Here is a 15,069-nt window from a genome sequence, read left to right as displayed (position 1 = left end):
CCTATCGACGGCCACCGAACCGCCATTCGTGCACCTCGATGTCGGCGTAACTATCCCGGGTCAACAGGTCGCGGGCGGCCTCCGATCCGGGAGCACGAACCAGCAGAGCCGTGCCCAGCCACTTCGTGCCGTCATCGGACAGCAGCGGACCGAAAGCGATCAGTTCGTCCCGGTTCTCGGGAGGAGTGAGGTCAGCCGAGGTGCCGGCAATCCCGAGACCCAGCACCAGATAGTGGCCGCCGTCAGCGCGCCCGCTAGGGAACTCCCACATGGTGCGGCCCAGCAGGTTGCGCTACCGCCGGATCAGCACGTCACGGTAGGCGCCGGCCTGATAACCAGGCTCGTCGAAGGCAAACGCGCGAGCCGCGGCCGAATCAGGCAGGTCCACGATGTGCAGGCTGCCGGTAAGCCGTTCACCATCAAAAGTAGGACCGCGGGCGATCATTTCAGCGGCAAACCGATCCATGTACGACCAGTGTTCCTCAAGCAGTTCGTGCCGCAGCCCCAGCGACCCGGGCCGGTCGCGGTGATAACACAAAAACTCCATGCCAACAGCTTGGCACCCCACGATCAACCCTCCGCCGTGGTACGTCCGAAGCAGCCACACGCCGCCCCACCACCCTGCACCGAGGCGTCGCACCTACCGCCCCCACCGTCCTGCACCAAGGCGTCGCACCTACCGCCCCACCGTCCCGCACCAAGGCGTCGCACCTACCGCCCCCACCGTCCCGCACCGAGGCGTCGCACCTACCGCCCCACCGTCCTGCACCAAGGCGTCGCACCTACCGCCCTCACCGTCCTGCACCAAGGCGGCCCCCAACCGCCACGAGGGCCGTCCTCCCGTCAGCCCGGCTCCACCCCCAACCAGGGCGCCGCCGCCCGCAGTGCTTAGGTGATCAGAAGGTCAGCGGCCGGATGAAGGCGCCACTCTCCTGAGCAAGCGGGGTCGTCGCTGACGGCCCGGCCACTGCCGGCGGCCCGGCCACTGGCAGCGGCCCGGCCACTGGCAGCGGCCCGGTCGCTGCCGGCGGCCCGGTCGCGTCACTCCCCCGGCAGCGGATCGTTCATCGTACGGCCGAAGTGAAGTGGGTTTTGATCACCTGGAGCACGGCCGGCGCCTGCTCGGCCAGGTAGAAGTGGCCGCCCGGGAAGATGCGGACGTCGAACGGCTCGCGGGAGTGGCGCTCCCAGTCGCGGGCCTCCTCAATGGTGGTGCGCGGGTCGCGGTCACCGGTGAGCACGGTGATCGGGCACGGCGGCGGCCCACCCGGCACCCAGCGATATGTCTCGATGGCTTGATAGTCACTGCGCAGCGCGGGCAGGATCATCGCAAGGACCTCGGGGTTGGACAGCAGGGCCGCGTCGGTGCCGCCGAGGGCCCGCATCTCGGCGATGATCCCGGCGTCGTCGCGGGTGTGCACGGTCTCCGAGCGCAGCCGGTGCGGGGCACGGCGGCCGGACGCGAAGACGTGCAACTGCTGGTCCGGGTGCTCGGCGCGGAGCCGGCGGGCCACCTCGTAGGCCAGAATGGCGCCCATACTGTGACCGAAAAGGGTCAGCGGCTGCGGGCCCCAGGCGGTCATCATGGCGTGTATCCGGTCGGCCAGCGTGCCGATGTCGTCGATGCACGGCTCACCCCAGCGGTCCTGGCGGCCCGGGTACTGTACGGCGAGCACGTCGATGTCCGGGACGAGCGCGCGGGCGACGGGAGCGAAGTAGGTGGCCGCCCCGCCGGCGTGCGGAAAGCACACGAGCCGGCGCCCGACGGGCCCCTCCAGCGAGAACCGGCGGAACCACAGTTTCTCAGTCACAGGCCTTCGGCCTCCTGTTGTGCAGGGACGACGATCGCGGTCAGCGGGTGGCTGCCGGTGGCAGTCCATCGACCGGTGAAGCCGATCAGCGGGCGGCCGCGCATGGCCAGGCTCCCCTCGAATTCCCGGGGGCAGCCGTCGCAGCCGCTCCAGATCACCATGCCCTCCTCTCGGTCCACAATGGCCAAGTATCCATCAGCGCCGAAGAATCCGACGTCCGCCTTCCGCCGCCCTGAAGGCTTGCACCGACACCGCGGGGCGGCTGTGAGATCACCCGCAGCCGCCTCGTTCCGGCCCGGCCGGGATACCTTCCGATCCGATGTCACCGACTCGATGTCACCTGCCTGTTGCCCATGAGCTGACGCCCCGGCCTGCTGCCACAGGTTTCAAGGCACTGAACCTGACGTCCCGGCTTTCTGCCACCGACCCCATGCCACTGGACCTCATGCCCTGGGCTGCTGCCGGCCCCATGCCACTGACCTGATGTCCCGGGCTGCTGCCACCGACCCCATTTCACTGGATCTGATGTCCCGGGCTGCTGGTCACTGGTCCGTTGTCACGGGGTCCGGCGTCTGGCCCAGGGATCCTCGGCGGGCGGCCCACACGATCAGCGCCGCGCAGAGAGCGGTCAGCGCGAGCGTCGCCGTGGTCACCGCGTGCTCGAAGGTGTGCGCGGCTCCTGCGGTGGCACCCACCGCGATCAGCGAACCGCCCAGGGCCGCGGCGACGATCGTGCCGGTGACGGCCATGCCGACGCTGGAGGCGACCTCCTGGCTGGTGTCGCTCATCGCCGCGCCGATGGTGGTCTGGTCCTCGGGCAGACCGCGCATCACGGTGACCCCGGCGATGGTGGCGACGACGCGCATGCCGGCCGCGGTCAGCGCGAGGGCGACCGCGATCCACACATAACCCAGGTGGCCGAGAAGGCCGTAGATCAGCAGCCCGGCCAGGAACGACGTGGCTCCGGCGATCGCGGCCCGGTGGGTGCCGAGCCGGTCGACGAACTTCTCGACGAACGGCCCGACCGCGAGCAACACGACGACCTGCGGAAGGTTGCCGAGGGCGGCCTGCGCCGGGGACCAGCCCCAGACGAGCTGCAGTTGCAGGGTGACGGTGAAGCCGATGACGGCCATGCCGAGGCCGAGCGCCGCCTCGTAGGCGAGGCTGGCGGACACGGCCGGCCGCTTGAGCAGAGCGAAGTCGAACATCGGGTGGGCGGTGCGGCGCTCCCGGACGACGAACGCGACGGCGGCGAGCACCGCGCCGAGGCCGGCCGCCCAGGGGGTGACACTGGCCCAGCCGTCCTCGACGGCGAGGGTGGAGGTCCACAGGGCGAGGATGATCGTGGCGGTGCCGAGCAGGGCACCGGGCAGGTCCAGCGGTGAGCGGTTGCGCTTGGCCGGGTCGTCGGCGGGGATGCCGAAGCGGATGCAGCCGATGGCCAGCAGGGCGATCGGCACGTTCATCACGAGCAGGGTCTGCCAGGGCGCGATCTGCAGGACCAGGCCACCGACGGTCGGGCCGATCGCCATGCCGGTCAACCCGACGGTGGCGATCAGCGAGGTGGCCCGCATCAGCAGGTTCTCCTGGTCGAACAGGCGGAAGCAGAGCGCCATGGTGCCGGGCGCGGTCATCGCGGCGGTGACCCCGATCGCGGCCCGGACGGCGATCAGCTGGCCGGGGGTGCTGACGAACAGCACCGCGAAGTTGGCCAGCGCGAACAGGGTCAGCCCGATCAGCATGATCTTGCGGGTGCCGTACCGGTCGGCTATTGCGCCGAACGCGACCATCAGGCCGCCGAACAGCAACGAATAGCCCGAAGTGATCCACTGCAGGGCCGTCGTGGAGGCGTGCAGCTCCCGCGCGATGGTCGGCAGGGCCACGTTGAGCACGGAGTTGTCGAGCATCTCCACCAGGAAGACGACCGACAGACCGAGGATCGCGGGCCAGACGGCCCGGAGGGAGGTCGCGTGCGGCTTGTCCCGCACGCCCTCCAGTACGCCGACCCTCATCACTGCCCCCTTCTGGAATGCCGTTCCATTGCTCGGCAAGTATGGAATGACGTTCCATGACGTGTCAAGATGAGGTCATGCCACCAGCCAGGAACCGGGGCCGCCTCTCCCGGGACGTTGTCGTGAACGCCGCCGTCGACCTGCTCGACGAGCACGGATCCCGCGGCCTGACCTTCAAACTGCTGACGGAGCGCCTGCAGACCGGCGCCGGCGCGGTCTACTGGCACGTGGCGAACAAGGACGAGCTGGTGACTATGGCCACCGACCAGGTGATCGGCACCGCGCTGGAAAGGCTGAGCCCAGAGCCGGGCACCAGCCCGGAGGCGCGGATCCGGGCGCTCGCGCTGTCCGTCTACGACACCCTGGACCAGCACACCTGGGCCGCGCCGCACGTCGTGGCGGTGCACACCATGCCGCACACCATGCGGCTCCTGGAGCGGATCGGCGGCATGATCGCCGAGACCCGGCTGCCGGTGCGCCGACGTTTCGCGGTGGCCACGGCGATCTTCATCTACCTGACCAGCGTCACTGCCCAGGATGCCGGCCGCGCGGTCGCGGCCGGCCCCGACAGCACCCGCGACGACATGCTCCGGCACGAGGCACAGCAGTGGGCGGCCCTCGACCCGGAGACCTTCCCGTTCGTCACCCGCATCGCCGAGGACCTGGGCCACCACGACGACCGCGACCAGTTCCTGACCGGCCTGGACCTGATCCTGGACGGTCTACGCGCCCAGGTCGGCGACCTACCGTGATTCCTCTTCCAGCCCCGACGACGCTACGCCGCAGTCGACGATGCGCCCTACGGTCCTGAGGAGCGATGGCAGCCCACGGCATCCGCTGGTGATTGTCGTCGACGACCTGCAGTAAGGCCCCCGGCCGCCATCAACTTCATGGCCAGCATGATCAGCGCCACGGGCCTGCCCGGGGCCCTCCCAGTTCGGCGCCCCGGGACAACGAAGCGCCGAACTGGTCACGGCGATGCTGCGCCTACCGGGTCGGCTGCAACCGTTCGAGACCGTGGAGATCGTCAACGCGCTGCGCCGCGATCCACGGCTCGAACCTCCCGCCCGGCATTGACACCAGACACGGCACGTCAGCCCGGTACCTCCCGCCAGGATTGACAGCACGCTCGGTGTCTCCCATCCGGCATGACAGCAGATCCGGCCTGCCCAACCTGGTAGGAACGCAGATCAGCTCGGGCCGGTGGTCAGCGCAGGAAGGCAGCGGCCACCCCCGCATCCACCGGGACGTGCAGACCTGTGGTGTGGCTCATGTCCGCTGACGCGAGGACGAAGACGGCGTTGGCCACGTTCTCCGGCAGGACCTCCCGTTTGAGCAGGGTGCGCTGGGCGTAGTAGTGGCCCAGATCCTCTTCGGCCACCCCGTAAACAGCGGCCCGCTTCGCGCCCCACCCGTTGGCGAACATGCCCGAGCCCCGTACGACACCATCGGGGTTGATGCCGTTGACCTTGATGCCGTGGACACCCAGCTCGGCGGCGAGGAGACGGACCTGGTGGGCCTGGTTGGCCTTCGCCGCGGAATATGCGAGGTTCTCCGGACCGGCGAAGATCGAATTCTTCGACGAGATGTAGATGATGTCGCCGCCGAGCCCCTGGTCGACCAGCACCCGCGCCGCCGCCCGGGAGACCAGGAACGACCCTTTGGCCATCACGTCGTTCTGCAGGTCCCAGTCCGCGACGGTGGTGTCGAACAGGGAGCGGGCCAGCACCAGACCCGCGTTGTTGACGACGAGGTCGAGCCCGCCGAACGCGAGAACAGCGGCCCGCACGGCGCCGGCCACGCCCTCCTCGCTGGTGACGTCGGCACTAACGCCGACGGCCACGTCCGGAGAGCCGATCTCGGCGGCGGCAGCCTGTGCCTTCTCCAGCTCGAGGTCGGCGATGACGACGCAGGCACCCTCGGCGGCGAGGCGTTTCGCAACCGCCTTGCCGATGCCGCCGGCCGCGCCGGTGACCAGGGCGATCCTGGTGGCGAGCGGTTTCGGCGCCGGCATCCGCTGAAGTTTCGCCTCTTCGAGCGCCCAGTACTCGACGCGGAACTTCTCCGACTCGGGGATCGGCTGGTAGGTCGACAGAGCCTCCGCGCCCCGCATCGCGTTGATGGCGTTGACGAAATACTCCCCGGCCACCCGGGCGGTCTTCTTGTCCGCACCCCAGCTGATCATGCCGACGCCGGGGATCAGGACGATCGCAGGGTCGGCGCCGCGCATCGGTGGGCTGTCAGGCGTCGCGTGTGCCTGGTAGTAGGCGGAGTAGTCGGCCCGGTAGGCGGTGTGCAGCTCGGTGAGCCGGGCGATCGACTCCTCGACCGTGGCGTCCGTCGGCAGGTCCAGCACCAGAGGGCGGACCTTGGTGCGCAGGAAGTGGTCGGGACAGCTGGTGCCGAGGGCGGCCAGTCGCGGGTGAGCCGACGAGGCGAGGAAATCGAGGACCACCTCGCTGTCGATGAAGTGCCCGACCTGGGTGCGGTCGGTGGAGACCAGCCCGCGGATGTGCGGGATGAGAGCGGCAGCCTTCTCCCCTCGTAACGCCGCGGGAAGTGCCTGGTATCCCTCCAGCGGCTCGCCGAAGGGAAGCTCGGCCCCGTGCTCAGCGATGTATCTCTCCGCGGTCCGGATGATCCACAGGCTGTTGGTCTCGGCCTCGTGGCTGGTGTCACCCCAGGCGGTGATGCCGTGACCGCCCAGGATCACCCCGATGACCTCCGGGCTGGACTCCTTGATGGCGGCGATGTCGAGGCCGAGCTGGAAGCCTGGCCGGCGCCAGTTCACCCAGGCGACCTTGCCTCCGAAGATGGTGCGGGTCAGCTCCTCGCCGTCCGCCGCGGTCGCGATGGCGATGCCGGCGTCGGGGTGCAGGTGGTCGACGTGGGCGGCATCGACCAGCGCGTGCATGCTGGTGTCGATCGACGGCGCCGCGCCGCTGCGGCCGTGCTGGACGTGATCGAAGGCCGCGACCATCTCGTCCTCGTGCTCGGGGCCCCGGTAGACGCGTCTGAGCGCACGGAACCGGTCGAGGCGGACGATCGCCAGACCCGCCTCGGCCAGTGTGGCCAGGTCACCGCCGGAACCCTTCACCCAGAGCAGGTCGACCTCGTCACCGGTCGCGGGATCGATCTCCCGGCCCTTGGCCGAGGTGTTGCCGCCGCCGAAGTTGGTCACCGTGCGGTCGGCGCCGAGCCGGTGCGACCGTGCGAGGAGCTGACGTGAAGCGCTGTCGGTCATCCTGGGTTCCTTCGCGTCTGGAGGTGGCTCCAACATAGGAGTGGCCGGTTGCGAACGTCAAGAAATTTTGTTTCATACGAAAGTAGCGCGACTTTCGTATGGTTTCGTTTTGCTTGACCGCAGAGCCTCGCGACTGCCAGACTTCCGGCCATGAGCACTCAGTGGCGGCCCGACCTGGTCAGCGAAGATCTTCTGCAGCTTTCGGCATCACTCGGTGACCCCGCCAAGGATCTGGTGATCCTCGCGGAGGGCAACACCTCGCGACGTCACGACGCCGACTCGTTCGTCGTCAAGACATCCGGCTCCTATCTCTCCCGCGTCACCGCCGGCGACTTCGTCCGCACCGAGATCGAGCCGCTGATGGCCCTGATCGACGATCCCGCCTCCATCCAGCAGGACCTGTCGGAGCTGCTCGACGCCGGTGAGCACGACGGTGTCCGGCGCAAGGGCTCGATCGAGACCCTGATCCACGCCGCTGTCCACGCCTTGGCGCCCGCCGCCTACGTGGCGCACACCCACCCGACTCCGCTGGTCACGCTGCTGTCGAGCGTGCACGCCGCGACCGCGTTCGAGGAGTGGGTCTACTCCGACGAGGCGGTGGTCGTCGGCCGGCCGCTGTTCGTGCCCTACGCCGAGCCCGGCCTCGCCCTGGGCCGCCTCTTCACCCGGTGCCTGCGCGAGGCTCTCGCGGAGCGCCCGGAGCCACCGTCACTGATCCTGCTCGGCAACCACGGCATCGTCACCCGGGCCGAAACCGCCGAGGCCGCCGAGGCGATCACCCTGATGGCGCTCAAGGGTGCCCGGATCCGGATCGGCGCGCTGTCGATCGGTGGTGTGGCCGGCCTCGGCAGCGACACCGTCGACCACTACTTCACCCGCGCGGACATGACCGAGCGGCGCCGTCAGATCGCCGGACTCTAGGAGCAGACGATGACGGTCACCGAGCGGCCCATCGACCGCCTCGCCTACGCCCATGACGCCTCGCACTTCGCCCTGGTGCCGCGGACCGTCATCATCCCCCAGGACACCGCCGAGGTCGCCGAGCTCCTGCGGACCACCCGCCGGGCGGTCACCTTCCGGTCCGGTGGCACCAGCCTGTCCGGGCAGGGCGTGACCGACGACCAACTGGTCGACACCCGCAGACACTTCCGTGACATCCGGGTCCACGGTGACGGCACCACGGTCGAGGCACAGCCCGGCGCCACGGTGCGACAGGTCAACACCAGGCTCTTGCGGTACGGGCGGAGGCTCGGTCCCGACCCGGCCAGCGAGATCGCGTGCACCGTCGGTGGCGTCGTCGCGAACAACTCCTCGGGCATGCTCTGCGGCACGACCGAGAACACCTACCGCACCCTGGAGTCGGCGACGCTGGTCCTGCCCAGTGGCACGGTGATCGACACCGCTGATCCGGAGGCGCACCGGCTGCTGCTGGAGCGGGAACCGGACATCCACCACGGCCTTCTCCGGCTCCGGGACCGGATCCGCGGCAACCCCGAGTCGGTCGAAGCCATCCAGCGCCTGTGGGCGATCAAGAACACCATGGGCTACGGGCTGAACTCGTTCGTCGACTTCGACCAGCCGCTCGACATCCTGTTGCGGCTTGCGGTCGGTAGCGAGGGCACCCTGGCATTTGTCGCGCGGGCGACCTTCCGCACCGTCGCCCTGCGCACCCACCTGGCCACCGCACTGCTGGTCTTCGCCGATCTCGACGCCGCCACCCGGGCCCTCCCTGACCTGGTGGCCGCCGGTTTCGCCGCCATCGAGCTGCTGGACTCCACCAGCCTCAGAGTCGCCCAGCGCGACCCGAAAGCAACCGCCGACCTGCTCCGGCTGGACGTCGACCAGCACGCCGCACTCCTGGTGGAACTACAGGAGACCACCGCCGAGGCGCTGGCGGCTCGACAGGCCGGCGTGACGGCGCTGCTCGACAGCCTGCCGCTGGTCAACCCGGCAGAGCTGAGCACCGACGCGACCCGCCGTGGGCAGCTGTGGCACATCCGCAAAGGCCTGTACACGCTGGTCGCCGGTGCCCGGCCGCCGGGGACGACAGCCCTGCTCGAGGACATCGCGGTCCCGGTCGAGCGTCTCGCCGCCACCTGCGCCGGGCTGTCGCGGCTGTTCATCGAGTTCGGCTATGCGGACAGCGTCATCTTCGGCCATGCCAAGGACGGCAACATCCACTTCATGATCAACGAACGGTTCACCTCGCTCGACCGTTACACCCGGTTCACCGAGGAGATGGTGGATCTGGTGCTCGGCCAGGGTGGCACCCTGAAAGCCGAGCACGGCACCGGGCGGATGATGGCGCCGTTCGTCCGCCGTCAGTACGGCGACGAGCTCTACGGGATCATGCGGGACCTCAAGCAGCTGGTCGATCCCCGCGGCATCCTCAATCCCGGTGTCCTGCTCACCGACGATCCCGAGGCCCACCTGCACGACCTGAAGACCACACCGGTGGTCGAGAAAGAGGTCGACCGGTGTGTGGAGTGCGGCTACTGCGAGCCGTCCTGCCCCAGCCGGGACCTGACGATGACCCCACGGCAACGCATCGTGCTCCGGCGCGAGATGCAGCATGCCCGGGCGAGCGGTGATCAGGCGCTGGCCGGAGAGCTGGAACGGGACTACGAGTACGCCGGAGTGGACACCTGCGCAGTCGACGGCATGTGTCAGACCGTCTGCCCGGTCGGCATCGACACCGGCGACCTCGTCCGTCGCCTGCGGGCCGAGGTCCAGTCGCCCGCCGCTCAGGCCGGAGGCCGGGCCGCTGCCCGGCACTGGGCGGGCGTCACCCGGGCGGCGGGTGTCGCGCTGACCATCGCGGATCGGCTTCCGGCCGCGCTCCCCCGCACCGTGACCCGGGTGGGCCGACGGGTCCTGGGCCCAGACCGGGTTCCCGAGTACTCCGCTGATCTACCGGTGGGCGGCAGCCGACGACCGCTGCGCCGGGCTGCCGAACCGGTGGCGATCTACTTCAGCAGTTGCACCACCGCGATGTTCGGCCCCACCGATCCACCCAGCCGAAAAACCACGGCGATCCCATCCGATCGCACCAGTCCGGCTCACGGCGCCGGCCCGGCGCTTGGGGCAGACCCGGCGCTTGGGATAAACGTGGCGCTTGAGACAGGTTCAGCACTCAGGCCAGACTCAGTGTTTGAAGCTGGCACAGCGCGCGGGGCAGCTTCGGCGCTCGGGGCAGGTTCGGCGTTTGAGGCTGGCATGGCGCTCGGGCCAAGCCCGGCGCTCGGGGCCGGCTCGGCGCTCGGGGCCGGCTCGGCGCTCGGGGCCGGCTCGGCGCTCGGGGTGGCTGAGGCGTTCCTGCTTCTTTGTAATCGGGCCGGTGTCTCGGTGGCTACTCCTGATGGGTTGCCGTCGCTGTGCTGTGGCACGCCGTGGAAGTCCAAGGGGCTGTCGGCGGGGCACCACGAGATGTCGGGGCGGGTCGTCGCGGCGTTGCGGGCCGCTACCCGGGACGGTGCGATTCCTGTGGTCTGTGACGCGTCGTCGTGTACCGAAGGGCTCGCTGCTCTGGTGGAGGGGATCACGGTTGTCGACTCGGTGGTCTTCGCCGCCGAGCAGCTGCTCCCGCGGTTGGTGGTCCGGCAACGGATGGCGTCGTTGACGTTGCATCCGACCTGTTCTTCGGCCCGGCTGGGGATCGGTCCGGCGCTGCGCGTGCTCGGTTCGGCCATCGCGGAGACCGTCATCGTCCCCGACGACTGGGGCTGCTGTGCCTTCGCGGGTGACCGCGGCATGCTGCACCCGGAACTCACCGCCGCCGCCACCGGCCGGGAGGCCGCCGAAGTCAGGCGTAACCCCACCAGCGGGTATGCCTCGCTGAACCGCACGTGCGAGATGGGCCTGTCCCGCGCCACCGGGCAGCCCTATCGGCACGTTCTCGACCATCTGGAACGGGTGACCCGTCATGACCCATGAAACGAAAGCCCACCGCTTTCGCAGAGTTGCGTATCGCCTTGACTTCGTATCAACCGGGCTGCCATCGTGACGCCCTGATCCCGCCCTCGGAGGAGCCCCTGTGTCCGATCGGAAGCTCGCCCCAGAACGCGTCGAGGGACTCCGCGAAGAGGTGATCCTGCAAGAGCTGCGCGACACCGGCCGGGTGAACGTGAAAGAGCTGGCCCATCGTCTCAGCGTCTCCGAGGTCACCATCCGCAAGGACCTGGACGTCCTGGAGGACCGTTCGCTGCTGCGCCGGGTCCGCGGGGGCGCCGTCGCGTCGAGCCGAGGTGAGGAGGGATCGTTCGTGGACCGGGTCCGGGTGGACTCGGCGGCGAAACGGGCCATCGCCCGGGAGGTCGCCCAACTGGTGCAGGACGGTGACTCGATCGCCATCGACTCCTCATCGACCTCGTACTACCTGGCCGAGGAACTTGTCGACCGCAGCGACCTGATCGTGGTCACCTTCGGGCTGCGGACCGCGAGTCTGCTGGTCGAGCAGTCGAACGCCACCGTGGTCATGCCCGGCGGGGTCATCCGGCGTCAGTCCGGCGCGATGGTCGGTTCGTTCGGCAACGCGCTCGAAGGACGGGGGCGGTTGCGGGCCGGGTTCTTCGGCACGGCCACGGTCTCCACCATGCACGGCATGCTGGAGCTGTCGTCGGAGGAGGCCGCGACGAAGCGGGCACTCGTCTCGGTGTGTGACGAGGTGTACGTGTCGTTCGCCTCGTCCAAGATCGGCACCTTCGGCATCAACTCGTTCGCCGCACCGAACGAGGTCACCGGGTTGTACACCGATGAACTCGCCGACGACGAGTTCGCGGAATCGTGGAACGACATCGGTGTCCCCGTCACCCGGGTCACCGGCACACGCATCCTCCTGGAGGCTCGCGTGAAGGCCCTGCGAGGGCTCGAACAATGACCGGAGTCGCCGCGATCGACCTGGGCGCGGAGAGCGGCCGGGTCACCCACGCCCGCTTCGACGGCCGGCGTATCGAGATCGATGTGGTGAACCGATTCGCCAACCGGACCATCGACGTGGCCGGGCGCCCCCGGTGGGACATCGAGGCGCTCTGGTCCGACATTCGGTCCGGGCTGCTCGAACTCGGCACCCGGGCCGAGGTGGCATCGGTCGGCGTCGACAGTTGGGGCGTCGACTACGGCCTGCTCCGGGCCGGCGACGGCGCGCTCGCACCAGGCAGCCGCCTGCCACAGGTGGAAAGGGCCGCCGCGGGCGGCCGGCGTCCCAGGGCCGGAATGCACGCGGCCGACGACCCGCTGCGCAGGACCGGGAGGCCCGGTACGGGTGATCGGTCGCCCCGGCCCGAGTTATCCGCGCTCGGCGACCGGCTGTCGCGGGCTGAGATCACCGCGCTCGGCGACCGGCTGACCCCGGCTGAGATGTCCGCACTCAGCGACCGGCTGACCCGGGCCGAGATGTCCGCGCTCGGCGAGCGACTGGCCCGGGGTGAGATGTCCGCGCTCGGCGAGCGACTGACCCCGGCTGAGATGTCCGTGCTCGGTGAGCGGCTGGGCCGGGGTGAGGTGCTTGTCGAGGCGCCGCCGACCTATCGTGATCCGTTGCGGCATACGGCTTTTGAGGCCGCTATGCGGGAGTGGGGGCCTGATCTCTTCTATCGGGCTACCGGGGCTCAGGTTCATGAGATCAATGGTGTGTACTCGCTGATTCATGATGTTCGGGTTCGGCCTGAGTTGCTCGACAGGGCTGAGCGGCTGTTGATGATTCCGGACCTGTTTCATCATCGGCTCAGCGGGAGTCTGGTCACCGAGTACACCGCTGCCACCACCAGTGGGCTCTTCGACATCGCCCGGGGCACGTGGGCTACCGCGCTGGCGGAGCGGGTCGGTATTCCGGCGCATCTGTTTCCCGAAGTGGTTCCGGCCGGTACCGATGTCGGGCCGTTGCTGCTGGACTCGCCGACGGCGGGTCTCGGCCGGACCCGGGTGACGGCTCCGGCGGCGCACGACACGGCGAGTGCGATCGTCGCCATTCCGGACCTCGACTCGTCCACGATGTTCATCTCGTCGGGCACCTGGTCGCTGGCCGGGGTGCTGCTCGACCGTCCGGTCATCTCCGCCGCCGCGCAGCGGGCCAACCTCACCAACGAGGGCAGCTACGCCGGTGGGGTCCGGGTGTTGCGGGACATCGCCGGGCTCTGGCTGCTGCAGGAGTGCCGTCGGCAGTGGATCGCTGAGGGCACCGAGATCGGGTACGCCGAGCTTGCCGAACTGGCCGGCCGTGAACAGCCGTTGCGGGCCTGTGTCGATGTGGACTCCGGTGAGTTCCTCGCCTCCGGTGACATGCCCGCGCGCATCCGTGCGGCGTGCGCCCGTAACGGGATGCCGGTTCCGGAGACGATCGGGCAGGTCACCCGGGTGGTCGTCGACTCGCTGGCCTTGGCGTACCGGCGAACGGTCCGTGACATCGAGGCGGTCACCGGTACGACGATCAAGGCGGTCGCGGTGGTCGGCGGTGGTGTCGCCAACCGGGTTCTGCAGCAGGCCACCGCTTCCGCGACGGGTCGTCCGGTGACCTGCTGGGCCGCTGAGGGCACCGCCCTCGGCAACGCCGCGGTTCAACTGGCCAGCCTTGGCGAGCTTGCCGGTCCCGGCGAGATCTCGCGGGTGGTCGAGGCCAGTTCTCCACCCACCCGCTACGAGCCGATCGACACGGCAGCGTGGGAGGAGGCCGCCCATCGACACGATTCACGATGACCCTCTGACCCGCGGCAGATCGCGGATCGAGCCAGGAACCCGAACAAGGGACGACCGTGGCCTGAATCAGTAACGCGGGCCCCATTGGCAGGTGAGAGCCGGGGAAACGAGCGGACCGAACGGCAAGCGTGAGAGGACCGAGCTGCGAGCGTGAACCGAACGGCGGACGCGAACCGAACGCGGCGCCGAACAGCGAGCGCGAACCGGACGGACGGACGCGAACCGAACGCGATGCCAACCGCGAACGCGACGGCGAACCGGGGACGCGATGCCGAACGGTGAGTTCTCGGGGAATCAGTGCATCGACACGTGGACGTGGTCGGTGTGATCGCTGGGGCCCGAATAGGAGTGCCAGCCTTCGCCCGCCAGGAACCAGATCTGCTTGTACCAGATCACGTAGTAGATCCCGAGCCGGTCGGCGTTGCGGACCAGGAAGGCGGTCAGGTCGTTGCCGTACCGCCGCATGTCGTCGTTGTGTGCCGACGAGAAGCCGCTCTTCTGCAGCGACCAGTCGCACGCCCGGCCTTTCGGATGTTCGAACGGCCCGCCGTTGCGATGGCAGCCGACGAACCGCTTGAAACCGGCTTTCCGCACCTCCTGGTACATGTGCTTGGTCCGTTTGGTGACGCACCCGCTGGTGGTGTCGTCCGACTCGGTGCAGCCTTCGGGTGAGAATCCGCCGCTGGCGTTGCGCGGGGCGGCGGCGGCCCGGGCCGAGGTGGCGTCGACAAATCCGCTGCTGAGGCTGGGGTTGATCCCGGTGCCACCACCGAGCAGATCGAGTTGTTTGGCAGCCACCTTTTTCTGGTTCTCCAGTACGGCCAGTTGATTCTGTTCGTTGCGGAGTTCCGCCTCGATCCGTTTCTTCTGCACCGCGACGGTACGAATGGCCTCGTCCAGCTCCCGCAGTTTCCCGTCGTGCAGCCGGTTGATCTCCTCCAGCGACACCGCTCTGGTCCAGAAGGCGTCAGAGGACGACGAGGACAGCAGGAACCCGAGCGCCCCCAGGTCACCGATCTGGTACTGCTGCCGTGCGATCGAGTTGACCTCGGGAATCAGCACATCCCGCCGGGACTCGGCAGCACGCAGACGATCCGCGTACACCCGCTGGTTCTTCCGCGACACCTGGACGGCTCCCTTGGCGTCCACGTACCGCCGATTGGTGGTCTCCAGAAGCTCCGACAGAGCACCGTCGGGTTCCGGAGCCGCAAAGGACGCCACGGAGGACGCCGTGAAAGACGCCACGGAGGACGCCGCGAGGGACGCCACGGAGGGCGCCGCGAAAGACGCCGCAGAGGGCGCCGCGAAAGAC

The 15,069-nt window shown here is 69.1% G+C and carries 12 protein-coding genes; 5 read left to right on the top strand and 7 right to left on the bottom strand.

The genetic code is table 11. From position 1 onward, the window contains the following. Window position 1: 1 nt before the first annotated feature. The 5 genes from Aco03nite_RS53105 to Aco03nite_RS24870 form a co-directional block, all read right to left on the bottom strand. Window positions 2–271 (bottom strand): YciI family protein, encoded by a 270-nt coding sequence (locus Aco03nite_RS53105; RefSeq protein ID WP_239145406.1) that lies wholly within the window; start codon window positions 269–271, stop codon window positions 2–4. Window positions 272–292: 21 nt separating this feature from the next. Next, window positions 293–547 (bottom strand): YciI family protein, encoded by a 255-nt coding sequence (locus Aco03nite_RS53100; protein WP_239145405.1) that lies wholly within the window; start codon window positions 545–547, stop codon window positions 293–295. A gap of 517 nt (window positions 548–1,064) precedes the next feature. Continuing rightward, window positions 1,065–1,811 (bottom strand): thioesterase II family protein, encoded by a 747-nt coding sequence (locus Aco03nite_RS24880; protein WP_239145404.1) that lies wholly within the window; start codon window positions 1,809–1,811, stop codon window positions 1,065–1,067. Continuing rightward, window positions 1,808–1,990: a hypothetical protein gene (locus Aco03nite_RS24875; RefSeq protein WP_203798398.1), complete on the bottom strand. Its 183-nt coding sequence runs from the start codon at window positions 1,988–1,990 to the stop codon at window positions 1,808–1,810. Before Aco03nite_RS24875 ends, Aco03nite_RS24880 begins: the two co-directional genes overlap by 4 nt. 363 nt (window positions 1,991–2,353) lie before the next feature. After that, window positions 2,354–3,823 carry an MFS transporter gene (locus tag Aco03nite_RS24870; RefSeq protein WP_203798396.1) on the bottom strand — a complete coding sequence of 490 codons (1,470 nt, stop codon included), beginning with the start codon at window positions 3,821–3,823 and terminating at the stop codon, window positions 2,354–2,356. Between the two features lie 77 nt (window positions 3,824–3,900). Here Aco03nite_RS24870 and Aco03nite_RS24865 point away from each other — a divergent pair, with 77 nt between their 5' ends. Further along, complete coding sequence (locus Aco03nite_RS24865; RefSeq protein WP_203798394.1) at window positions 3,901–4,575, top strand: TetR/AcrR family transcriptional regulator; 675 nt, start codon at window positions 3,901–3,903, stop codon at window positions 4,573–4,575. Window positions 4,576–5,030: 455 nt separating this feature from the next. Here Aco03nite_RS24865 and Aco03nite_RS24860 read toward each other — a convergent pair whose 3' ends face one another. Beyond that, window positions 5,031–7,067 (bottom strand): bifunctional aldolase/short-chain dehydrogenase, encoded by a 2,037-nt coding sequence (locus Aco03nite_RS24860; protein WP_203798392.1) that lies wholly within the window; start codon window positions 7,065–7,067, stop codon window positions 5,031–5,033. Between the two features lie 150 nt (window positions 7,068–7,217). Here Aco03nite_RS24860 and Aco03nite_RS24855 point away from each other — a divergent pair, with 150 nt between their 5' ends. The 4 genes from Aco03nite_RS24855 (at window position 7,218) to Aco03nite_RS24840 (ending at window position 13,757) form a co-directional block, all read left to right on the top strand. After that, window positions 7,218–7,988, top strand: coding sequence for a class II aldolase/adducin family protein (locus Aco03nite_RS24855; RefSeq protein ID WP_203798390.1), 771 nt, complete (start codon window positions 7,218–7,220; stop codon window positions 7,986–7,988). Window positions 7,989–7,997: 9 nt separating this feature from the next. After that, window positions 7,998–11,000: an FAD-binding and (Fe-S)-binding domain-containing protein gene (locus Aco03nite_RS24850; protein ID WP_203798388.1), complete on the top strand. Its 3,003-nt coding sequence runs from the start codon at window positions 7,998–8,000 to the stop codon at window positions 10,998–11,000. Between the two features lie 100 nt (window positions 11,001–11,100). Further along, a complete protein-coding gene (locus tag Aco03nite_RS24845; protein WP_203798385.1) occupies window positions 11,101–11,943 on the top strand; it encodes a DeoR/GlpR family DNA-binding transcription regulator in 843 nt (280 codons plus the stop codon). After that, window positions 11,940–13,757, top strand: coding sequence for a rhamnulokinase (locus Aco03nite_RS24840; protein WP_203798383.1), 1,818 nt, complete (start codon window positions 11,940–11,942; stop codon window positions 13,755–13,757). The genes Aco03nite_RS24845 and Aco03nite_RS24840 overlap by 4 nt, the downstream gene beginning before the upstream one ends. Window positions 13,758–14,051: 294 nt before the next feature. On the opposite strand, the gene Aco03nite_RS24835 is transcribed toward Aco03nite_RS24840, so the two are convergent. Continuing rightward, entirely contained in the window at window positions 14,052–14,978 is a 927-nt protein-coding gene (locus Aco03nite_RS24835) for a coiled-coil domain-containing protein (RefSeq protein WP_239145403.1), read from the bottom strand. Window positions 14,979–15,069: the final 91 nt, after the last annotated feature.

Source organism: Actinoplanes couchii (assembly GCF_016862075.1).
In the GTDB taxonomy this organism is placed as follows: Bacteria; Actinomycetota; Actinomycetes; order Mycobacteriales; family Micromonosporaceae; genus Actinoplanes; species Actinoplanes couchii.
The sequence above is the reverse complement of the archived record's forward strand: the minus strand, read 5'-3'. Positions and strand labels throughout refer to the sequence as shown.